This window comes from Lentilactobacillus diolivorans DSM 14421 (genome assembly GCF_001434255.1).
GTDB lineage: Bacteria > Bacillota > Bacilli > Lactobacillales > Lactobacillaceae > Lentilactobacillus > Lentilactobacillus diolivorans.
On record NZ_AZEY01000079.1, the window covers coordinates 27,277 to 50,281 of the forward strand.

General features: G+C 39.4%; 22 protein-coding genes. 13 read left to right on the top strand and 9 right to left on the bottom strand.

What is annotated here, in order from left to right; translation table 11 throughout:
* Positions 1 to 18 precede the first annotated feature (18 nt).
* The 3 genes from FC85_RS08400 to FC85_RS08415 form a co-directional block, all read right to left on the bottom strand.
* Positions 19 to 756 (bottom strand): gamma-glutamyl-gamma-aminobutyrate hydrolase family protein, encoded by a 738-nt coding sequence (locus FC85_RS08400; protein WP_057865084.1) that lies wholly within the window; start codon positions 754 to 756, stop codon positions 19 to 21.
* 118 nt (positions 757 to 874) lie between these two features.
* Positions 875 to 2,251: a glutamate--cysteine ligase gene (locus FC85_RS08405; protein ID WP_057865085.1), complete on the bottom strand. Its 1,377-nt coding sequence runs from the start codon at positions 2,249 to 2,251 to the stop codon at positions 875 to 877.
* 689 nt (positions 2,252 to 2,940) lie between these two features.
* Positions 2,941 to 3,603, bottom strand: coding sequence for a helix-turn-helix domain-containing protein (locus FC85_RS08415; protein WP_225427629.1), 663 nt, complete (start codon positions 3,601 to 3,603; stop codon positions 2,941 to 2,943).
* A gap of 310 nt (positions 3,604 to 3,913) precedes the next feature.
* Between FC85_RS08415 and FC85_RS08420 the strand changes: the two genes are divergently transcribed.
* Together FC85_RS08420 and FC85_RS08425 are read left to right on the top strand one after the other, a co-directional pair.
* On the top strand, positions 3,914 to 5,665 hold the full coding sequence (locus FC85_RS08420; RefSeq protein WP_057865087.1) for an ABC transporter ATP-binding protein: 1,752 nt from the start codon (positions 3,914 to 3,916) through the stop codon (positions 5,663 to 5,665).
* On the top strand, positions 5,665 to 7,464 hold the full coding sequence (locus FC85_RS08425; protein WP_057865088.1) for an ABC transporter ATP-binding protein: 1,800 nt from the start codon (positions 5,665 to 5,667) through the stop codon (positions 7,462 to 7,464). The genes FC85_RS08420 and FC85_RS08425 overlap by 1 nt, the downstream gene beginning before the upstream one ends.
* Positions 7,465 to 7,577: 113 nt before the next feature.
* Here the strand turns inward: FC85_RS08425 and FC85_RS08430 are convergent, their stop codons facing one another.
* The 3 genes from FC85_RS08430 to FC85_RS08440 all read right to left on the bottom strand — a co-directional run bounded on the left by FC85_RS08430 (position 7,578) and on the right by FC85_RS08440 (position 9,661).
* The gene (locus FC85_RS08430) at positions 7,578 to 8,012 is read right to left on the bottom strand and encodes an Hsp20/alpha crystallin family protein (RefSeq protein ID WP_057865089.1); all 435 of its coding nucleotides are present in this window, start codon (positions 8,010 to 8,012) and stop codon (positions 7,578 to 7,580) included.
* A 138-nt stretch (positions 8,013 to 8,150) separates the two neighbouring features.
* On the bottom strand, positions 8,151 to 8,585 hold the full coding sequence (locus FC85_RS08435; protein ID WP_057865090.1) for an Hsp20/alpha crystallin family protein: 435 nt from the start codon (positions 8,583 to 8,585) through the stop codon (positions 8,151 to 8,153).
* A gap of 380 nt (positions 8,586 to 8,965) precedes the next feature.
* Entirely contained in the window at positions 8,966 to 9,661 is a 696-nt protein-coding gene (locus FC85_RS08440) for a hypothetical protein (protein WP_057865091.1), read from the bottom strand.
* Positions 9,662 to 9,907: 246 nt separating this feature from the next.
* Here FC85_RS08440 and FC85_RS08445 point away from each other — a divergent pair, with 246 nt between their 5' ends.
* From FC85_RS08445 to FC85_RS08455, 3 genes are all read left to right on the top strand, one after another.
* On the top strand, positions 9,908 to 10,804 hold the full coding sequence (locus FC85_RS08445) for a hypothetical protein (RefSeq protein WP_162255420.1): 897 nt from the start codon (positions 9,908 to 9,910) through the stop codon (positions 10,802 to 10,804).
* Positions 10,805 to 11,161: 357 nt separating this feature from the next.
* Positions 11,162 to 11,551 carry a hypothetical protein gene (locus FC85_RS08450; protein WP_057865093.1) on the top strand — a complete coding sequence of 130 codons (390 nt, stop codon included), beginning with the start codon at positions 11,162 to 11,164 and terminating at the stop codon, positions 11,549 to 11,551.
* 975 nt (positions 11,552 to 12,526) lie between these two features.
* Complete coding sequence (locus FC85_RS08455) at positions 12,527 to 12,850, top strand: DUF5626 family protein (protein WP_057865094.1); 324 nt, start codon at positions 12,527 to 12,529, stop codon at positions 12,848 to 12,850.
* Here FC85_RS08455 and FC85_RS08460 read toward each other — a convergent pair.
* The 3 genes from FC85_RS08460 to FC85_RS08470 all read right to left on the bottom strand — a co-directional run bounded on the left by FC85_RS08460 (position 12,839) and on the right by FC85_RS08470 (position 15,016).
* Positions 12,839 to 13,369: a helix-turn-helix domain-containing protein gene (locus FC85_RS08460; RefSeq protein ID WP_057865095.1), complete on the bottom strand. Its 531-nt coding sequence runs from the start codon at positions 13,367 to 13,369 to the stop codon at positions 12,839 to 12,841. The two genes, FC85_RS08455 and FC85_RS08460, sit on opposite strands and share 12 nt — an antisense overlap.
* Before the next feature lie 232 nt (positions 13,370 to 13,601).
* Entirely contained in the window at positions 13,602 to 14,306 is a 705-nt protein-coding gene (locus tag FC85_RS08465) for a VIT1/CCC1 transporter family protein (protein WP_057865096.1), read from the bottom strand.
* A gap of 29 nt (positions 14,307 to 14,335) precedes the next feature.
* Positions 14,336 to 15,016: a VIT1/CCC1 transporter family protein gene (locus tag FC85_RS08470; RefSeq protein WP_057865097.1), complete on the bottom strand. Its 681-nt coding sequence runs from the start codon at positions 15,014 to 15,016 to the stop codon at positions 14,336 to 14,338.
* Positions 15,017 to 15,233: 217 nt separating this feature from the next.
* Between FC85_RS08470 and FC85_RS08475 the strand changes: the two genes are divergently transcribed.
* From FC85_RS08475 to FC85_RS08510, 8 genes are all read left to right on the top strand, one after another.
* A complete protein-coding gene (locus FC85_RS08475) occupies positions 15,234 to 15,986 on the top strand; it encodes an NADPH-dependent oxidoreductase (RefSeq protein ID WP_057865098.1) in 753 nt (250 codons plus the stop codon).
* A gap of 402 nt (positions 15,987 to 16,388) precedes the next feature.
* Positions 16,389 to 17,054, top strand: coding sequence for an amino acid ABC transporter permease (locus FC85_RS08480; RefSeq protein ID WP_057865099.1), 666 nt, complete (start codon positions 16,389 to 16,391; stop codon positions 17,052 to 17,054).
* The gene (locus FC85_RS08485) at positions 17,035 to 17,724 is read left to right on the top strand and encodes an amino acid ABC transporter permease (RefSeq protein WP_057865100.1); all 690 of its coding nucleotides are present in this window, start codon (positions 17,035 to 17,037) and stop codon (positions 17,722 to 17,724) included. Before FC85_RS08480 ends, FC85_RS08485 begins: the two co-directional genes overlap by 20 nt.
* The gene (locus tag FC85_RS08490) at positions 17,717 to 18,457 is read left to right on the top strand and encodes an amino acid ABC transporter ATP-binding protein (RefSeq protein WP_057865101.1); all 741 of its coding nucleotides are present in this window, start codon (positions 17,717 to 17,719) and stop codon (positions 18,455 to 18,457) included. The genes FC85_RS08485 and FC85_RS08490 overlap by 8 nt, the downstream gene beginning before the upstream one ends.
* 66 nt (positions 18,458 to 18,523) lie before the next feature.
* A complete protein-coding gene (locus FC85_RS08495) occupies positions 18,524 to 19,378 on the top strand; it encodes a transporter substrate-binding domain-containing protein (RefSeq protein ID WP_057865102.1) in 855 nt (284 codons plus the stop codon).
* Positions 19,379 to 19,846: 468 nt separating this feature from the next.
* Entirely contained in the window at positions 19,847 to 21,088 is a 1,242-nt protein-coding gene (locus tag FC85_RS08500; RefSeq protein ID WP_057865103.1) for an MFS transporter, read from the top strand.
* A gap of 52 nt (positions 21,089 to 21,140) precedes the next feature.
* On the top strand, positions 21,141 to 21,914 hold the full coding sequence (gene aroD / locus FC85_RS08505) for a type I 3-dehydroquinate dehydratase (RefSeq protein ID WP_057865104.1): 774 nt from the start codon (positions 21,141 to 21,143) through the stop codon (positions 21,912 to 21,914).
* Positions 21,915 to 21,978: 64 nt separating this feature from the next.
* Positions 21,979 to 22,851 (top strand): shikimate dehydrogenase, encoded by an 873-nt coding sequence (locus FC85_RS08510; protein ID WP_057865105.1) that lies wholly within the window; start codon positions 21,979 to 21,981, stop codon positions 22,849 to 22,851.
* Positions 22,852 to 23,005: the final 154 nt, after the last annotated feature.

A 23,005-nucleotide genomic window follows, 5' to 3' on the forward strand; every position in this document is an offset into this window, starting at 1 on the left:
ACATGGCTATTTGTTCTTCTATCGCGTTTTTTCAGCTACCTTTTGGCTTCTTTCAACAAAGTCCTTAAACAATTTTTTTGAATCTTCAAAATGTTTATAAATATTTTCCGGATGCCACTGAACTGCCAAAATCTGGTCATTATTGATGGATTCAACACTTTCAATAACTTGATCGTCTGCTCGAGCTGTTACTTTGAGGTATGGTGCGACATCTTTAACGGCTTGATGATGGCGTGAGTTAACGTAAGGCCGTTCACCAATTAATTGGTTTAGTCGGCTGGTTGGATCAACGGTAATGTGATGTGAAGGCATATTACCAGGTGCTTCCTGTGAATGTTTCAATGTCGCGTGAAGATCCTGCGAGAGATCTTGATATAACGTGCCGCCTAGTCCAACGTTAATTAACTGCATCCCGCGGCAAATGCCGAAAATAGCTTTCCCGGCTGTAACGGATTGTTTTAACAGCTCAATTTCAAATAGGTCGCGTTTTAAGTAGGTCATTCCCAATTTCTGAAATGGTTCTTCGCCATAGAAGGTGGGATCAACATCCGCCCCACCTAAGAAACAAACTCCGTCAAATAAGGTCATATAATCACGAACATCTTCGGGATTGACACTAGGAAAAATGACGGGGACCCCACCTGATTTAACGATTGCTTCAATGGCTGGTCGAGGAGCAAACGCAGCGTTTCGTTCATTAATAACGTTGGTAGCTTCGGCCAGTGTATCAGCAGGTAATGCGATTCTTGGGCGCATAAAATCCCTCCCTGGATAAATTAATAATCTGAAAAACTTCTAATAAATCTACGCCCACTAGTGTACCTCAAACTAATTAAAAAAGGCAAAATTTGACTTATTTAAAAAAGAATGTTAGTTACTCTTGGTCTTTGTCGTTATCGGGTTCCCAACTTCCCTTGAATAATTGATGTTTTAACTGACTTGGTGATAGCTTTTGGTTATTTTCAAACCCCTTAAATGGTCGAATACTTTGTAAGGCTGATTGTTGATAACGCATGGCTCTACGTAGCGCGTATTCGGTTAGTGAACCGTTCTTTAAGTGGGTGATTAGTTTAGCGCTTGGAGTCGTTAAGGGGTTTTCCACGCGGTCCATTAAATCTTCGAGCTCTTCTTGATATTCGGGACCAAGTTGAATTCGATCAGCGTACATTTCTAATCGTTGTAAAAACGCGCGGGCACTGGCTTGATAAGCTGAGATGTCATTAGGATGCTCTGTGGAGATTTCTTCGTTCATGTCATCAGCGCGAGCGACGACTTTGTTAACCTCTTCTGGTTTTAATGCGGGCGACATGATAAAGTAACTTGCCATTAGTCTAAAGAAGCGTAACGTATTAGTCCGAATTCCAACTGAGCTGCTGGGATCGAGGTCGAGCATTCGGAGTTCCAAATATTCAACACCTGTCTTAGGCAATTGCTTTAAATTTGTATTTCCTTTAAATCGAACGGCACCGTGAAATTCATAGTCGGATATAAGTTTGCCTTCAGAGACGCCTTGTTCGATTCGATCAACGTATCTCTGAACGGTTGTATAGTCACCATGAAATTTATTTCCAAACCCATGGGAACTTTGGCGGATACTTCGAATTGGCGCTTTAGGTCCTTCACCAGGTTTGAAATAGTTTTCTTCGGCAATTGGGCTGGCGCCGAAGAGGTAGGTAATGACCCAGCGATAACGTAAAAATCCTTGGGCAATTTTAGCATAGAGATAGTTTTGCAGTTCGACTTTTGATTGGAAACGGTCATGCATGTTATCGTAAACCAAATTAAAGACGTGAGGGTCAATACTTAAATTGATGTGAGCACCGCAGGGGGTTCCTTCAGAAAATCCGTGACGTTTTAGCCATTCTTTTAAATAGGCTTCTTTTTTAGGCCCCATTTTAGCTAACGGAATTTTACTGGTGTCTTTTGGCAGCCGGGGTGGCATTGATAATGGCCACAACAATTCACCAGGTGATAAAGCAGTTCGAAGCGCGTTGTTGATACTGAACAGGTAATGCATGGCGTCCAAAGCATGGGCAGCAGGTGGCGTAACGACCTCAGACATTGTTTCCAAAAAGTCGTTAGTGATCCATGGGTTGATCCGTTCATCACCAGCGGCCGCGGGATAGGGTTCTTGACTTAATTGTCCGGTTTCATCAACCCGTTGCATTTCGATTTCGAGTCCCATGGTAAAATCGGAGGTCTTCGCAACGGCTTCGTTATCAAAGATTAATTGGCCAATTTCACTAAACATAGCAGCACCTCCATATAAACAAGAATATTAAAATTTAATGATAATTGATGAGAAAAGTGTAACACGAGTGTGTCAGCTATACAATGGCAGAGTGCGCCAGCAGACGGTTAGCTCCCAGAATATAAGCTTCCCCATCGAATATTCCGGTTTTGAATATTTGATGGGGAAGCTTATATGGCCGGGAGCTGTCTGCTGGCGCACGTTTTGGCACGGATGCTAAAAGAGTATAAGAATATTCCGGTTTTGAATATTTGATGGGGAAGCTTATATGGCCGGGAGCTGTCTGCTGAGGCATAACTTTAATCTGGAAATTCGATTTGCGTATTAAAAAGAGACTGGGATAATAGTCAATTGTCCCAGCCTCTAATCGTGTAAACACGAATGCTACCAAGTGGAAACGTGCGTTAAAAGGCAACTTCCTGCCGCATAGCCGAATTATCCAAATATTCAAGACCATAACATTCGGACGATCCAATTACGCTCTGGAAGTTAACCGCCTTTCGTCCCACTCTGTGGAGATGGCGACGACCCTTTTATATTACGGACTCGAAGTTCCTCAGAGTATGGACGGCCTTTAGCTTCATCTCCAGTGTAACGAAAAAGATCCAGTCAGAAGCTCATTTTTATCAGTTTCTAACTGGATCTAATCTTAGATTGTTTATTTTTACAGATTTAGTCTGATCAAATAATTACAGTAGTGGCTTTTGCCAGAAATGTTTAAAGAAACTGCCGTTTTTTTCTGGCTTAGGAATAATGCCTTCTGTTTGTTTTTTCTGCTCATTTTTTTCTTTCGTTGCTGTTCCGGTTGCGCCATTTGCTTCGGCCGCTTGCACTTTATCAAAATAATCCGGGTCTAAATAATTGTGACTTTCGTTGTCTAAATCAGCCGAATCGATACTTCTCTCACCAGACGTAGTCAAATTGCCGGAGTTGGGTGCTGAAATTAAAGCCATTTGTTTTTGAAGTACCCCAATTTTTTTCTCGGCCTCAGAAGTTCGTTTTTCAGCGACCAATTGAAGTCGCTGTGATTGGTCGAGTAGTTTCGTAAGGTTCTCGATTTGGTCTTGTTGGCTCTTGATGCGGTCGTTTAAGGACTCAGCAAATTCATTTGCGATTGAAGACTGCGAACCTGTGGCTGATTGGTTACTGGTTGTCGCGCCAGTCTGCCTGATCGCGTTTTCAATTGCCGTTTTTGCAGTGACATCAAAATACAGAGCCTGTCCCTTTTTATATGCTTCTTTAAGGTTTAATCGAGAGATTGTTCGATAGACTCGCATTTTATTAACCCCGAGTTCATCGGCGATCTGTTTCATTGTCCACCCTTGTTGTTCATTTTTATCCAACGGAATCACCACCATTATGCGTTATGTTATGTATCGATACACTTCATCATTCTTATTATACATTAAATGACAGATTTACAATACCAAATGTAATGGTTTTAATTGAAAGCCAAAGCATAAGTTACCTTTTATTTTACGTTTTTGCTTGATAATAATCGTAATTACACAAAACGGGGTGGGGATAAAACCACTTTTGTCCCTGTCATTATCAAAATCCCAAATTCTCTTTTATTGATTCGGTTCAAATCCCTATAAAACAGACGAATATGTGCTATTATTATTTCTGTCTAATTAAATTCTAATGTTTAGAGGTGGAATTATGAGCATCTTTATCAAGCTGGGATGGTATTTCAAGCAAGAGTGGAAAATCTACCTGGTTGGACTTTGTGGTTTGCTATTAACCGCGTTATTGGCAATCATCCCGCCACGCATTATTGGAGTTTTAGTTGATGCAATTCATAATGGAAAGTTATCAGCTAAATACTTGCTAATCATGCTGGTGGTATTAACAGTCGTTGCCTTTGGTCAATATGGTGCCAGGTATATGTGGCGAACAGCTATTTGGGGAGAGGCAGCCAAACTTGAAAAGGTTTTGAGAAACCGCCTGTTTTGGCATTATACCCAAATGGATCATGAGTTTTTTCAACATTATCGAACCGGTGATTTAATGGCCCATGCGACCAATGATTTATCTGCCATTCAACGGGTTGCCGGTGGTGGTATTTTGCAGTTTGCCGACTCAATGATTACTGGTGGGACAACTTTAATTGCTATGGTCAGTTTAATTGACTGGCGATTGACGATAATCGCTGTCTTACCGATTCCTTTGCTTGCCGTGATGGCACGTTATCTGGGATCAAAAATCCACATTGCTTTCCGTGATTCACAGGCTGCTTTTTCTCGATTAAACAATAAGGCGGAGGAAAGTATTACCGGAATAAAAGTGATTAAAGGGCTTGGTCAACAGCAGGAAGATATTAAGGACTTTGATGACCAGGTTGCAACAACAATTAATATCAATCGTCGTGTTAACACATTGGATTCATTATTTGATCCGATGACCACGATGATCATTTCCCTGTCATATGTCATTACAATTGTATATGGTGGTTACTTGGTTACTTCAAATCAGATTACCATCGGTTCGCTGGTCTCGTTTGTATCGTATTTGGCAATGATGATCTGGCCAATGTTCGCGGTTGGAATGTTATTTAATACTTTGGAACGTGGTAATGCCAGTTATGACCGAGTAATGGATTTATTAAACCAACAAAGTCACGTTATCGATGATCCCCATGGAGTCGATCAGAAGCCAAAGGGAGAAGTTGATTATGATATTGAGCAATTTTCATATCCAGATGATAAACGATCTGCTTTGAAAGATATTCATTTTGAGGTTCCAGCCGGGAAAACAATTGGGTTAGTAGGTCGAGTTGGTTCTGGTAAGAGCACAATTCTGCGGTTGATCTTACGTCAGTTTGATAATTATCAAGGCACAATCAAATTCGGTGGAATTGATATTAAACATTATAAAATGGACGACTTGATTCCAGCAATTGGATACGTTCCCCAAGATACGTTTTTGTTTTCTGACACGATTCGGGAAAATATTCGGTTTGCCCAACCTGATTCAAGCCAAGAAAAGGTTGAAGAAGCCGCTCAAAAAAGTGACTTATTTAATCAAATTAAAGACTTACCCGATGGATACGAAACGGAAGTCGGCGAGGAAGGGATTTCATTATCAGGTGGTCAACGACAACGATTATCAATTGCCAGGGCACTCTTGATTAATCCAGAGTTATTAATTCTTGATGATGCTTTATCGGCTGTTGATGCTGAAACGGAAACTCAGATTCTTGAAAACTTACGGGCTGAGCGCCAAGACAAAACGACGATCATTTCGGCGCATCGTTTAAGCTCGGTTATGAACGCTGATGAAATCCTGGTTATTAATGATGGGAAAATTACCGAACGTGGGACCCATGATGAACTAATGCAGCGTGGTGGCTGGTACAAAGAAATGTTTGAACGTCAAGAACTGGAAACCAAAGTTAAAGGGGGAAACAGCTGATGGCTGATCAAAGTTCAAAGCATCAATCCGCTTGGGCTAAAAGCATCCCTATTAAACAACAGCTTCATATTATTAAGCGACTGTTTCTGTACGCAGCACCTTATAAATGGTATTTTTATGGCTCACTGATTTTAGCCGTTGCGGTTGCCATTATTAATATTCTGTTACCCAGAATTATTCAAACGTATATGGATAGTCATCTGATAGTGGGGCATACCAACTTTGCAATGATGTGGTTTTTTGCGGGACTTTATCTGTTCGGAATGATTGTAAAAGCATTAATGCAATTTGCCCAATCATACACCTATGAAATGGGTGCCGAGTACATGCTCGAAAACACCAGACGGAAACTATTCACAAAACTTCACACGTTAGGTATGCGGTATTTTGACCAAACTCCGAGTGGTTCGATCCTTTCGCGATTAACAAACGATACAATGGCGTTTGCAAACTTCTGGGCATTGTTTAATAGTCTGGTTGTAACAATTTCCGCAATGATTTCTTCATTTATTGCGATGTATTTTGCGGATGCAGCAATCGCGCTATGGTTACTTGTTTTTATGCCGTTTTTGGCAGTCACCGTGTGGTATTATCAGCGATACAGTACCCGAGTTTATCGGCGAATGCGTGAGCGATTGAGTTTATTAAATGCCAAACTGGCCGAGGGAATTACTGGGATTAGTGTGATTCAGCAATTCCGCCAAGAGAAGCGAATTAATCATGAATTTAACGATACCAATGATCAATATTACAACACGCGGCGAGCAATGATTCGAATTAATTCGCTACTGTTAAACCCAATGATTAATTTGTTCTATGCACTAGGAAGTGTATTGGTTTTAGGGATGTTTGGAATTCGTGGTCTCCATGGGTACGTTGCAGCCGGAATTATTTATGCATTTACAACTTATCTTTCCAACTTTTACAATCCAATGTCTGAAATGATGGATCGTTTAAGTGATTTTCAGGATGGTGTTGTTGCCGGTTCGCGAGTGTTTAAAATAATGGATGATCAAACACTTGAACCACAGCAGCATCCGGTTGCTGATGCAAAAATCACTCACGGTAAGATTGAATTCAAGCATGTCTCGTTTTCGTATGATGGCGAGAATGAAGTGCTTCATGATATTTCATTTGTGGCTGAGCCGGGACAAACGGTGGCATTGGTTGGCGAAACCGGTAGTGGGAAAACGTCAATGATCAATATTTTGATGCGTTTTTATGAGTTTGGTCATGGTGAAATTCTTATTGATGATCGTGATATTCGTGATTATACAATTGAAGAATTACGAAATAAAATGGGCTTGGTTTTGCAGGAACCATTCATGTTTTATGGGACAATTGCTTCAAACATAAGAATGTTTAATGAGATGATTACTGATCAAGAGGTTCACGACGCGGCTCATTTCGTACAAGCCGATAAATTTATTGAAAACTTGCCAAAACAGTATGATGCGCGGGTGATCGAACGGGGAGCCAGCTATTCAAGCGGTCAGCGACAGTTAATTTCGTTTGCCCGTACTTTGGTTACCGATCCCAAGATTTTAATCTTGGATGAGGCAACTGCAAACATTGACACGGAAACTGAACAGATGATTCAGCAGGGGTTAACTAAACTACAAGAGGGTCGAACAACCATTGCAATTGCTCATCGACTATCAACCATTCAAAACGCTGACCTAATTTTAGTTCTTGAAAATGGTCGAATTGTGGAACGAGGTAATAATGATCAATTGTTGAAAAAACGTGGTTATTATTATGATATGATCCAATTGCAAAATTCAGCTCATTTAGATTAACGCTTGAATGAGGCGACTGTTAAATTGTCTTTTAAAATAAATTGAATCAAAAAACGCACACTTCGGAAACCGAATCCGAAGTGCGCGTTTTTTGATTCACATATGGCAATTGATTATTGAATCTCGATATTGCTGCCACCGTCTTCACTTTCGGCAACCTTTGGGCAAGTGATACTCAAAACACCGTCAGTAATTTCAGCAGTGATGTGGTCACGGTCGATACCAGGTAATTCATAGCTGCGTGACATAATCCCGTGGCTTCGTTCACTGGCAATGACTCGACCTTTTTCATCTTTCTTTTCGGTTGATTGATCTTGGCTGATATTAATTGCCAAATCGCCGTTCTTGTAAGCAAGATGAATGTTCTTCTTATCAATTCCAGGAACATCAACTTTCAAGATATAGTTCTTGTCGGTTTCGTGGATATCGGTCTTCAAATTGTTTTGACCCATATAATCATTATCCCAGTCCGTTGGATTGAACATTCGGCGAGTCATACCATCAAAGAAAGGATCCAATGCAAAACGATTCATTAATTCATTAGCCATAATAACAATCTCCTTTGTAGTTTGAATTAACAAGCGTCAAAGGCGGTGAAACGGGATGCTAAAACCGTTCCCCCAAACTTTTAATTCTTTAATTAATTGTTGAAATGAAATATTTTTGATCTAAAGTTTTAATCAAAATCATTGAATTTCAATGTGACCATCTTTATCTTCAGTTTCAGTTACTTTAGGTAGGGTGACACTCAAAACACCATCACTAACTTGAGCTGAAATATTATCTTTGTCAACACTTGGTAGTTCATAGCTGCGTGACATTACACCATGGCTACGTTCACTTGCAATAACACGTCCCTGTTCATCTTTTTGTTCGGTGGCGTGTTGCTGGCTAATATTTAAAGATAAGACACCATTTTGATAGGTCAAGTGAATGTTCTTTTTATCAACGCCTGGGACATCGATTTTTAATGAATAATCTTTATCGCTTTCTTTGATATCTGTCTTTAAGTTGCCAAAGTCAGCGTAATCATTATCAGAATCACTTGGACTGAAAAGACGACGAGCCATTCGATCAAAAATAGGATCAAATCCGAAACGATTCATTAATTCATTAGCCATAATACCAATCTCCTTATTATCAATTTTTAAAAGCGTCAATCAGTGGTGAAACGGAGACGATCATTTTTCCGTTCCCCCGTTACCTTTCACTATCTATAATAATCACTTTGAATCAGAATGCCAGAATTTAGCACTCTACAACTCAGAGTGCTAAAAACGGGCCTGAGCCGCGATCTAACACGCACTTTAGTTTGGAAATGTGCCTGATTAATCAAAAATTAGTGGACAAAAGTGGACTGGATTTCATCAAATAAAAAGATTGTTTGGATATTTTACGTCATTGAAAGTGATCTTCATTTCCGGTGAAACGAAAAGGAACCGGTTAGGCATGATTCGCCTTTAACTGGCTCCTTTGTTAGGTGTTTATTAAGATAAAAGAATCATCCGAAAATTTTTACAATTTGTTTGACGGTCTTATTAACCTGGGTATTAACGGTTGAAGTGACTTTGGCTTGAAGATCGGAATCTGTGGTCGGGTCTTGGACGTTTTTACCTGCTGCCTTTGCTTTTTTATATTGTTCCTGCAGATTCTTTTCCATTTGGGCTTTATATTGCTTTGAAAGAGTTGGACGAGCAAACTTATTTGCAAGCGATTTTGCCGGTGACTTCTTGGTTAATGTAAAAGTATATGTTTTCCCGGAGTTACTTGGAATATATCCGTGTTGGTACTTTGTTAGTTTAACTCGATACTTCGTTGCGCTTAATTTGAGTAACTTGAAATGAGCATTCTTTTTGCTGAGTTTACTATTATTTATCATTTTATAGGAAGCGTTAAACGTTCGCTTATTCTTACTGAGGGTATTGTTTACAGGTTGGCCAATTTTAAATTGTGGCGTTTTAAAATCACCAAAAACTAAAATGGTTCGAACGCCACTACTGGTACGCATATTTTTCCAGTGAAAGGCAACACCCAACTTTGAATTTGAAAAATAGCCACTTGGGCCGCTGATATCTTTGCTTGAAAAAGTTGATGCTGCATGCGTGTTTGAAAGTGTACCAGTCGCAGTAAATGCCAATCCTACTGAAAGTGTGGCAAGAACTAATGATTTGGTAATAAGCGATGTTGTTAGTTTCATTAATTTTTATCTTCTTTCCAATTTGTGTTTTAAAATTTATTTATCACTCTGATCAAAATAACTACTATAACATTACTATACAACACAACCGAATAAATGGTGAAGATCATTTAATCAATGATCTTCAATCTAAAAACATTTTTGTCATCACCATAGAAATTTCGACTGGTAAATGGTATTCTATAAGTTAGTTATAGTGTAACGGTAGTGACTTTGTAGATGTTACAAGTTAAGGAAGGGAACTTTTTGATGACTCATTTGAGCAAACAACTTAATAAGTTTATTTTGGCGATGGTGGCGATTATTTTATTTGTCCCATTATTTGCTAATTCTTCTGTCCACGGTTTGTTTGGTCAGGACTCTGAGGCGGCTAGTGCCTCTCAAAAAAAGGCACCAAAGAGTAGCACCAAGGTTAACAAAGCTGTTAAAGCTCAGGTTGTCTATGCAAAACATGTGCCAATTCTTAAAGTAACAATTAAGCCTACCGAAAAAAATCAATTTAAGAAAAATGATCAGTTAAAGTTTCAATTTGATAAAAAGAATGTTGACTTAAAGAACATGAAAGCAAGTGTTGAAAAACACCTGCCGTTTAAGTATGCCGATAAAAAGCATACTCAGTTGGTCTTAACCTTTAAAAATGATGTTAAGTCAGGTACATATAAACAGGCATATGCCATTTCCACTAAGAAAGTTAAACAGACGACAAAGGTTAAAGGGACATTTGACGGTCAAAAGATTAAGATTAAAAATAATCAGATTAAGTCGATAAAATCTATTAAAACCGAGACTAATAAAGATAAAAACAGTCAATCAAGCAAAGACAACGATACAACCAATCAGTCAGATAATCGTAATAAGGCTTCACAAAATAGCAGTACAGAAAATTCAGATAATGATACTAGTCAGACTCCAGTACGCCAAAATCCGCAACAGGCTCCAACTCAGCGCTATGCTGCAGGAAACAATAATGCTCAATCGCAAGTTACCCAAGCTCAGGCAACGATGTTCTCCAGATCATATTACGGTGCGGTTAATCATCAAGAGCAGACCCGTAAGACAACATTAGGAACTACTAATAATAGAGTTGGTACTCCGTATTCAACCAGTGGATCAGTATCCGTCCCAGCAGGCGTAAATCGCTAAACGACTGTCAGAAAGGTTACGACGACAAGTCAACCTGTATATGGTCGCAGGGGAACTCCAAATACCGGCAAGTCAACAGTATCTCCTCAACGAGTCAACAATAATGGTGGTCGTACTATTAAGGCTTCGGGTCAGTCTAAACAGACCAATACAACAAAGTTAAATAAACCGGCAAGCAAGAATGATCAGACAACGAACAAAGTTAAACCGACAACCAAGATAAATAAGACCACTAAGCAGACTGGTAATAGTAAGCAAACTGGTAGTTCTTCAAAGACTAATAATTCGACTAAATCGACTGGCAAGAAGGGAAACAATGCTTCAAAACCTGGTAATACAACCAAACCAGTCAAGCCTGTGGACAATACCAACAATACTAATTCAACGGATAAATCTGATACTGACAGTAACAACGACACAACTACTAATGTAAATGATAACAATAATCAAAACAATATCACCACAACACAACCAACGGAGACGACTACGGATAACGCAGCGGCCACTGGTACGGCTAACAGTAATGACGCTGGCAGTTCAACAGTGAACGCGGCTACTGGGACAAACGTTGGATCAGGATCTGATGATAGCACTGGGACAGCTTCCAGTGAGACCGTGACATTTACTACGAACACTGACCAAGCAAACAATCAAGAGTCAGATGGTGGAACAGTTACTTCAAGTAATGCCTCAACGGGTGCAGTAGCAACTTCAGCAAACAGTACTAGTACTTCAGTAGCAGCATAAAAGGGTCCACAAAGTTTAAATATTCAAATAGAAATAATTTAAAAAAGACAAAACGCATATCATAATTAATAGCAGTTTAATTAAGGCTTATTTTAGTGTGAGCTAATCGTAGAGGGGTGTTGACGGTCTGTAAGAAGTAGTGCCTCTTAGCTTGAATTTAAGGCGAACGTTAAGAATAACTAGAAATTGGCCATTGGTACTTTTTACTATTCAAAGATATACAGACTCACTTTAAATAAATCATTTGAAGCTGAGGTTTATTTGGTTTACCATCAAGCTAAAATTTAGTTAGTGGTTTTGAACTTAGTATTAATGGTTACTGGTTATAAAGTAAGTTATTGCCAGTGTTAGATGCAAAATGGTTCAAAGCAAAGTGACTATGTTTGGTAATTAAAGTTGATGAGAGCTTAATTGTAATTCGAAAGGCAAATGTCTAGTTGGGCTTAGCTGGTCAGTAAGGGGTCTGCAATAAGATTAACTGGCAGACAAAGAGTTAAAGTTTGGGTAACTTGGTGTATTTTGACAAAGGGCTTTTTGATGAGGATTGCGTCAGATATATGTGAGAATTTGGAACAAATCGCACGTATAAGGTTTGGCTTATACACCGAGTTGGAAGCATGCAAACAAATTTATCCAGCTATTGATATGAAAATATTTTACAAAAGGCACAGCTACTCTTTATAACCGGAAACCGAAAACTAGTTTGGTTTCCGATTCGTTTTAAGCTGTGAACAGAATTTCACCTTAGTCGTTTGTTCCGGGCGGAGTTAACTTTCGGCAATACTGTTTATTTTCAGCACGATAATTAACTTGAGGTTGACATTATCTAGAAATAATGGTTAATATAAATGCAATTTATTGAATAATTCAATAAAAAAAGCCCGATTGCCGGGCTTCAATTGATAATGGGGATAACTAGAAAACTATCCTTAAATCATTGCTAAGGTTTTCGGTTTCCGAAGAGGGTTAGATATCATGATTAAGAAGACAATAATCAGCTTTTTAGTAGTCACGTTGCTATTGGTCATTCCGGCTCATGCGGATATGCATAAAGTAAAACATGTTGAAAATGGTTCTTGGTCAGCTAGTTTTGTCGTGAAGTCATCTAAGAATACAATTAAGTCGGTTAAAGATATTCACTATCACGCGACACTCGGCAAAATTATCTCTTATAAGGTTTCCCACCCTAATAAGGCTACAGTTGTTTTAAAGCTAAAGCGCCAAATTGGCCTTGTTACCTATCGTGTTGGGCTAAAGGCACATGTTGATAACAATAAATTATCTGTTTCACCGGTCTGATTTTGTGATAATCGTGGCTGTCGGATGAAAGACGGTATCTTTTAAAATGATGAACGAACTATACCCGCTCGTTAACATGACTGCAACGCTCACACAAATAATTGTTTTGTGGAGGAGATTGCTTTTTTTATTTAAAGCTAAGATGATGAAGGGCAGGATAATTCCAAGAAACGGAATCATTGTACTCATAAACGATACAATAATAATTGCAGCAAGAAGGATTAACGAACGGTCGAACTGACCCAATTTCTTTCTAGAATGGTCAATCTGCGACTGATCTTCTATTTGATCTTTCTTTTGAATTGGACTCTCCCTGGTTGAACCACCACATTCAAGAAGTTCGGAAACGGGAACATGGTATAGCTTTCCAAGTGAGGCTAGGGTGTCAATATCAGGATAACCATGATCGTTTTCCCAGCGGCTGACTGTCTGTCTCGTTAAATATAATTGTTTTGACACTTGGCTTTGGGATAAGCCGGCATTTAAACGCGCTTCTCGTAATTGTTGTCCTAATTTCATAACCTAACCTCCTTGGAAAGTAATTATTGGTGGACATGCGTAGATTGTTATATCTAGCATTACTGTACATCATGTACTTTTCAGTTTGATACCAGATAAGTTGCAATGACGTTACAGATCCAAAAACCATGTTCGATATAAAAAGCCGCGAAACAAGGGACAACCTCGTTTCGCGACATTAAGTCATACAGGTATCTTAAGATTTGTTTCATCTAAATTGGTACGTAGATGTTTAAGCTTGTAGTAGCATCCCCAAAGAATAGTGAATAATCATTGTGATAATACCGACAATAACGTTTCGAATAATAGCTGTTTTGACTAACCCATTCCCCAACCGAGCACTGAGATAACCAGTCAATGCAACGGACAGGCAGACGGCTAAGATTGTTGCCGGCCACTGGTAGGCAACTGGCGTTAGTGTCATGGCAGCTAGTGGGAAAATACCACCAGCTGAGGCAGAAAATAAGGATGAGAATGCCGCATCCCATGGATTCATATAGTGACCCAGTTGAAGGTCATATTTAATATTGACAATGGTTTCCAACGCTTTTTTACTCATTAAATCTTTGGCAATCTTTTGAGCAGTCCCTTTAGTAACACCCTGATCAACATAATAATCGGCAACAACGTTTAGTTGCTTTTGATAATCTGTTTTCAAAAGTTTTTCTTCTCTGGTAACAACAGATTTTTCAGTATCTTTTTGTGTACTAACAGAAGCATATTCTCCGGATGCCATTGAAAACGCGCAGGCTAGCAGATCAGACAGTCCGGCAATAAAGATGGTAAATTGATTTGTTGTGGCAACGGCGACACTGAACAGTACCCCGACAACGGTTAGAATACCATCATTTGAACCCAATACCCCGGCACGAAGCGTATTTAGCTTTTCGTCCATAGTCTGTGAACTCTTCTTCTTTTTGGAACGAATATTTAGCATTCAGGATTCCCCCAATCTCTTTTAAGTAATTAACTACCAATTAACGTTCCAATTGTGTAAGTAACAATCATAGTTAAAACGCCTGATACAACGTTTCTGAAAACACCATGAGCGGGACTGGCATTTCCAAGCCGAGCAGCGGTATAACCGGTAATTGCCAAAGCAATGACGACAGCTAAAAAGGTTGCAAAAATTCTGATTGAACTTGGAAACATTGTGATAGCAACTAGTGGTAGAATTGAGCCAGTTGGAAATGAAATCATAGAGGCAATTGCCGCTGAAAGTGGATTGGTGTATTGACCAACGTTAAACCCATATTTTTGACGAACGGTTGTCTTAATTGGATCCTGGGTCATCATTTCTTTAGTTGCCTGTTCGGCCAAATCCGGCGAAATGCCGTCGGTCACTAATTTATTCTTGACGGTGTTATATTCGTGATCATAGGAATTAGCTAAAGCTTTCTTTTGAATGCTAATTGCGTTTCGTTGTGAATCCCTTTGGGTATTGACTGAAACGAATTCACCCATGGCCATGGAAACTGTACCAGCAAGCATTCCGGAAATTCCAGAAATAAAGATTGCGAAATTATTTGATGTCGCACCTGCAACACCGATAACAATTCCGGCAACGGATAAAATGCCATCGTTCGCTCCCATAACTGAGGCTCGCATAACATTAATTTGTTGGGAAAGCGATTTCTTCTTTGCCATTTCAGTACCAACCTTTCTAGTTTATAATCATTATTATCTAGCAAAGATTATTGTATACCAATGTTTGCTGAATGTAAATGACAAATGCCTATATTTTCACCATTTCAATAGTGACACAATCAGCTCTATAAATAAATACGTAATTTAGAATCAATATTAATTTTTTACTTTTTAATAAAAGTGACTTAAAAATTCAATTATTACTTTGGAGGTTATTATGTTGCACAATGAGATTTTAGACCTATTAAGTCATCACCGAAGTATTCGCCACTTTCGCAATCAGCAGCTTACCAGAGAACAGGTAGATACCTTGATTCAGGCAGCTCAGCATGCTTCAACAAGCACTTTTTCCCAACAATATTCAATAATTAGTCTTACTCAACCTGATGCAAAAAAGGAGCTGGCTGAAATTACGGGTCACCATTGGTTACAGAACAGTGGTCATTATTTTGTTGTTGTGGCTGATCAGTACCGTAATCTCCAAATTGCTCAGGCCAACGATGTCGACCCATATATTTTACGGACAGCTGATAAGTTTTTTGCCGGTGTTTTTGATGCCACAATTGCAACAGAAAATATTATGGTTGCAGCTGAGAGCATGGGATTAGGCGGCACAATTATGGGGAGTATTTTAAACGATACCAGCCGATTGATTAAACTGTTGAAGCTACCTGAATTAACTTTTCCGGTTCTTGGAATTGCATTGGGATATCCAGCGAGTCAACCAGAGTTAAAGCCACGATTACCGATGTCTGAAATTCATTTTGACGATACCTATCAATTATCGTCAAATTTTAAAGCAGATCTTTCCAGATATGATCAATTGGTTTCTAATTATTATCAAGAGCGCGGTCAAAACAATCGAATAGAAACATTTAGTCATCATATTATTTCAGAACTGGGAAGGAATCGGGAACAACGAGCAGATTTAATTAAAAATATTAGAGAACAAGGTTTTATTCTTAAATGAAGCTGATACTTTTGCACATCAAATGGTTGACATTTTCTTTTAGAAACCTTACATTAGGTAGTAATTGATTGACAGTTTTGAAGAGCTTCAATGTTGACGAGAAGAGTAGACTAATGATTTATAAATAGCGACCACTGGTGGTGCGAGAGTGGATGAATCTAGTTGAAAGTGCGCTCCGAGTTGAAAGAGACGATTAGGATCGTCAGTAATTTTCATATAGTTCTAATGAGGTACTCATTTAGCTTTGAGTATGAAAAAGGGTGGAACCACGATAAAACGTCCCTGTTAATTTGGCTGCGGCCACATTAGCAGGGACGTTTTATTAAGTATCAGGTAACATCTGAATGTTAATTAACAATAAATTGATATTTTTAGAAATCATTAGTAGGGAGATGATGTTTAATGAGTAGTAGCTGGAACATTATCCAACAAAGTTTGCCGATGTTTGAAAAGGGATTTGTCTTAACGCTTTGGCTTTCCTTTGTCGGGATAATTGGTTCCATTATTGTTGGGCTAATTTGTAGTCTTGTTCAGTATTTTAAAGTACCGGTGTTACATCAAATTGCTTCGATTTACATTGAAATTTCACGGAACACGCCACTTTTGATTCAGCTATTCTTTCTTTATTATGCGTTTCCAGTAATTGGCATTAAGTTTGGTGCTCAATTATGTGGCATTATTGGTCTGATCTTTTTAGGTGGGAGTTACATGGCAGAAGGATTTACAGGTGGCTTTAATGGTGTTACTAAAAGCCAAGTCGAATCTGGAAAGGCAATTGGTCTCAGTCGCTGGCAGCTTGCGAAGTACGTCGTTTTCCCACAAGGATTTTCATTGAGTGTTCCGGCAATGGCGGCAAATGTGATTTTTTTGATTAAGGAAACTTCAATTTTTACTGTGATTGCGATTCCGGAATTGACCAATACAGCATTGGACCTCATTGGCATGTATTATCGTTCCAATGAATATTTGTTTGTGCTGGTTGTTGGTTATGCTATTATTTTGATACCATTATCAATTATTTTAACGTTACTGGAAAAGAGGGTTCGTTATGGCTCATTCGGGAATTAGTGTGCTATTGGAAGGCACAAACTTTACGCGGCTGCTTGGCGGACTCTGGGTAACCGTTAAAATCGCGGCAATTGCCTTAATTGTCGGCATTGTCCTTGGCATTATTTTAGGAGTCCTGCGAACGTTTAAGAATCGGCCGTTGCGGCTGATTTTACGGCTATATCTGGAATTCTTTCGAATCGTGCCAACCGTCGTTCTGCTTTTTTTGTTCTATTATATATTGCCAAGGCAGATGAATTTTAATTTACCTGCAGACCAGTTGGCAACGCTGGTGTTTGCGTTATGGGTTGCTGCTGAAATGAGTGATATTGTTCGTGGGGCGTTAATTTCTGTTCCCAAGCATCAACGGGAGTCTGGAATGGCAATTGGCCTTAATCGTTATCAACTTTATCGATATGTATTGATCCCACAAGCAATCAGTTTGGAAATTCCAGCAACAATCAATTTAGCAACCCGGGTCATTAAAACGACTTCATTGCTAATGCTGATTTCAGTTATGGACGTGATTAATATTGGTCAGCAAATTATTGAAGCTAATAATCATAGCCACCCAACCGGTGTGTTTTGGGTTTATGGATTGATCTTTTTATTCTATTTTCTAATTGATTATCCACTGTCATGGTGGGCAAAACGGTTGGAGAAAAAGAGATTGGAGCGAGCAAATGGCTGACAAAGTTTTAGAAGTTGAACATTTGGAAAAGTATTATCAAAAGAAGCATGTTTTATTTGATATTAATCTTTCAATTCAACAGGGCGAGGTCGTCACTTTACTTGGTCCGTCGGGATCAGGGAAAAGCACGCTGATCCGTTGCTTGAACGGGTTGGAAGAATATCAAAAAGGGACGATTATATTTGAAGGCAAAAAAATCGTTCCAACTGAAAAAAATTGGCAACAAATTCGTCAGAAAATTGGGATGGTTTTTCAAAGCTATGATTTGTTTCCGAACTTAACGGTAATTGATAATATCCTATTGGGACCGATAAAGGTTCAGAAGCAAGACAAAAGCGCTGCGCGTGTGGAAGCAAAGAAACTTTTGAAAAGTGTTGATCTTGAGGATTACGCAGATGTTTATCCGCGTGAACTTTCTGGTGGTCAAAAACAACGAGTTGCGATCGTACGAGCCTTGGCACTTCATCCTGACTTTATGTTATTTGATGAGGTCACGGCCTCGTTAGACCCTGAGATGGTTCGTGGGATTTTAAACATTATTAAAGGTCTGGCTAATATGGATAACATGACAATGATTGTTGTGACTCATGAAATGAATTTTGCTCAGGAGATTGCAGATCGCGTTGTCTTTCTTGAAAATGGCCATATTTTAGAGCAAACCCCAGCGAAACAATTTTTTAGCAAACCGAAAACTGATCGCGCACAGGCATTTTTAGACAGTATGGATTTTTAAATAGGGAAAACATTAGACTTGTCAATGATGGCATTACTGAGCAAAGAAACTTGAGGAGGAATCATCATGAAGAAACACTGGTTATCAAAATTAATTGCGGTTGTGAGCGTCTTAGCGACATTATTGTTGGTATTAGCGGGCTGTGGGAACAGCAAAAAATCGGATTCGGGGAGTAATAATCCTAGTTCTGTTCAGCAACTTAAGAAAAAAGGAACCATCCGAATTGCAGTTTTTGGGGACTTACCACCTTATGGTTGGGTAAATAAAGATGGTAAACGAGTGGGTTACGATGTCACACTCGCGCATCAAGTTGCTAAGGATTTAGGAGTTAAGGTTAAGTTTGTTCAAGTTAATGCCAACAATCGGGTTGATGCCTTGAACTCTAATAAAGTCGATTTAGTATTGGCTAATTTCACCGTTACACCAGAAAGAAAACAAGTTATCGATTTTGCCAAACCATATATGAAAGTTTCCGTTGGTGTCGTTTCACCTAAGAGTAAGCCAGTGACTAAGGTAAGCCAGCTTAAAGGCAAAAATGTGATTGTTACTAAGGGGACAACTGCTGAGAATTACTTTACTACCAGCCAGAAGAATGTTAATTTGTTAAAATTTGATTCTAAGACGCAGCAATTCAATGCTTTGAAGAATGGTCGAGGAGCTGCTTTGGCAGATGATAACTCATACTTATACGCATGGTCAAAGGATAATCCTAAGTATACAGTTGGTATTAAGAGTATTGGTCCTAAGTCATATATTGCACCAGCTGTAAAGAAGGGGAATAAGTCCTTATTGAACTGGACAAATAAGGAAATTACCAAATTAACTAAAAAGGGTTTCTTTGTGACTGATTACAATAAACAATTGAAACCATATTTTGGTAAGGAAGTTAAGCCATCGGATATTGTATTACCAACGAAGTGATTGGATCGACAATTAAAGCTTGAAGGATTGGAACGGGCGTTATGTTGTTCCAATTCTTTTTTTCTTGATAAAATTTCTAAAAGATCACGATAAACATAAGTCCGTTTGTAACATTTGGTTTAAAATTAAAAATTGATTAGATTAAAATTAGTGTTGACGAATCATTTCTAATATGTTTTAATTAACTCAACATTTCAGGAAAGGAAATTAGCCCATGACAAATCAAATTCAACAACTCAATGCCTATTATTACGGCTATGCATGGTTTAAGTAGCGCCCGTTCAGATGCGGGCGCACAACGCGTTCGCGTCTAACCTGGGCAAAGTCGTAACTTTGTTGTTGCCAGCTAGACGCTAGAGTCTAGCTGGATGATAAGTCTTAATTTCTTTTACGCGAGTAGAGAATAAGCCAGCTGGAGTCTAAATCCGGCTGGCTTTTATTGTATCTACATACAGGAGTGTGATTAGGATGACCAATTCATTAACTAAATCAAATAAACGACGACTTTCAATCAGCTTGTATCTCAACTATCTTGTTCATGGAATCGGACTCATTATTTTGACCCAAAATATGCAGGCTTTAGGAAAATTTTGGAATGTACCCATTGCAACGGTTTCCTACGTTATTTCAGGTGTTGGAATTGGTAGATTATTAGCCTATTTCTTGTTTGGCTATTTATCTGATAAATTTGGCAGGCGACGACTGGTTTACATTGGAATCTTTAGCTATATGGCTTTTTTTATCGGGATTCCATTTACGCAAAGCATTTCGGTTGCCTACCTATTTGCGATTTTAGCGGGAGTGGCAAACTCAGCACTTGATTCAGGAACCTATCCAACTTTTGTCGAAATGGGCGGTAACTCCAGCGCGTCAAACGTGTTTATTAAAGCCTTTGCGTCTTTGGGAGAATTTATTTTGCCGTTGTTAATTGCAACGTTGGAAGCCCGAGCATTGTGGTATGGCTGGTCATTTATGCTGGCAGTCCTATTATTAATCGTTAACCTATTCTTACTTCAAGGAATTAAATTTCCAGCTAAGAATCAAGACCTGATCAGCTCGGCTGATGATCGGGGACAGGCAACAAAGGGGAGACGACTATTAGCAACGATTTCACTTGCGGTCTATGGTTACACGACGATGGCATTGATGATTTTGTTTACCCAATGGATTACGTTATTTGCAAAACAAGAACTTGGGTATAGTTCGTTGATGGCCCATGCGTTGTTATCGTTGTACAGCATCGGTTCGATCAGCGGTGTTTTAGTGATCTTTGTGCTATTAAAAGTTCGAATTGCAGAAACCCGAATCTTAGTGATTATGAATGTTCTATCCCTGATTGCGGTTTTGACAATTAGCAATTCATCAGTATTGTGGGTATCATCGGTTGCAGCATTTGTTTTCGGATTTTCCGCTGCGGGTGGTGTTTTACAAGTGGCACTGAATTTACTGCTTAAGATGTTTCCACGGCATAAAGGTGTTATTACTGGAACATATTTTACGTTTGGCAGCATTGCCACCTTTACGGTTCCGATTGTTACGGGATGGTTATCTAAAATTGACCTTCACGCGGTCATGAACTTTGATGTGTTAATTGGATTGGCTGGAACCGGCTTGGTTATCATAACGGCTGCAGCACTTGGATCTGGGAAAGTGATGAGCGCAATCACATCCGCCCTGCATATTGGTGTTTCAACGACTGACGGGAAGTAAAATGTCGTATAAACGGGAACCAATCGAAAACCGGTTAGGAGAGTCAGCAAGCATGCAAAGTCAAACTGGGCAACAGGAAGTAAAAGTGAAAGGAATTGTTTTTAAATCGGGCAGCACAAAGATTGCCGTTCCAATCACTGGTGACACAACCGAAAAGATTATTCAAGAGGCTCATGCGGCGGTAGCCGTTAAGCCGGATGTGATCGAATGGCGAATTGATTTTTATCGGGATGTTTTTAATCCGAGTGATTATTTAGCAACGGTTAATGCGCTTCGAAAAATATTAGGAAAAATTGTTTTATTAACAACGTTTAGGACAAGTAGTGAGGGCGGCCATAGGAGCAGGAAGGACGACCAAAAGTATTTTTCCTTAATTAGTCGGATTTTGAGAGGCCGGCTAACTGACGTAGTTGATATTGAACTTAACAGAGATCAATATCAAGTCGCTCATCTGGTTCAGCTTGCGCATGATCAGAGAATTGCAGTAATTATGAGTAATCATGAGTTCGAGCAAACGCCGCCTGAGGTTGAAATAAGATCACGACTGGAAAAAATGAAGCGTGCTGGAGCTGACATTGCAAAAATCGCGGTGATGCCTCAGACGCCTGCTGATGTTTTAACATTACTTAATGCGACTTACAAGGCTCATCAGCGGTTGAAACTGCCGCTGATCACAATGGCGATGGGTGACTTGGGAAAAGTGACCAGAATTTCAGGATCAATTTTTGGGTCAGTATTGTCGTTTGCCGCGGTCGGGAACGCTTCAGCCCCTGGGCAGTTATCGGTTAGCGAATCGCGTGCGGATTTAGAATCGCTTAAGTTCTAGTCAGTTAAAATATTTAATGCCGGATCATAAGTTTGCAAATTCGGACAGAAAGAAGAATGAATTAATGAAAGACAGAATTGATGGGCATACGATATTAATTGGGTTAATGGCATATCCAATTCGCCATTCAATGTCACCAACGATGCATAATAGTGCATTTGCCAAATTAGGGTTAAACAATGCCTATTTAGCTTTTGAAATTGATAATAAAAAATTACCGGGTGCCATCAATGCAATTAGGACGCTTGGAATGCGAGGATCAAATATTTCGATGCCTAACAAGCAAAAGGTGATCCCACTGTTGGACAAATTGGATCCCGTTGCTGAGTTGATTGGCGCAGTTAATACGGTTGTTAATGATGACGGTGTGTTGACCGGATACACGACTGATGGGACAGGTTTTATGAAATCCTTGGCCGATGAGGGGGTGGATATTGGCGGTCAGAAGATGACCCTTGCCGGTGCTGGTGGTGCGGGAACGGCTATTGGCATTCAAGCGGCATTGGATGGTGTTAAAGATATCTCTGTTTTTAATATTCATGACCAAACATGGGAAAATGCAGAGCGAATGGTGAAGATAATTAATGATAAAACTAACTGTCAAGCAAAATTGTTTGATTTGGCAGAAAAGAAGACATTTAAGGCTGAAATTGCCGGTTCAATGATTTATTGTGATGCAACAGGAGTTGGTATGAAGCCGCTGGCCGATAAGACGTTGGTTAGCGATCCAAGTTGGTTTCGGCCGGAGATGATTGTGTTTGATACGGTATATGCGCCAAGAACAACGAAATTAATGAGAGTTGCTCAACAAGCTGGCGTTAAACACGTTCTAAATGGTTTAGGGATGATGTTGGAGCAGGGGGCAGAGGCATTTAAGCTCTGGACCGGTAAGGATATGCCGATTGATTATATTCGGGAATTGTTGTTTAAAGAATAAACATGCGGTAAAAAGTGATTAACTTCCGGAGTATCGGCAGGTTAATCTATTTATATAGAAACAGAGGCTGGGACAATAGTTATTTATCCCAGCCTCTGTTCGTGTAAACACGATTGTTACCGAGCAAAAACGCGGGACAAAAGGCAACTTCCGG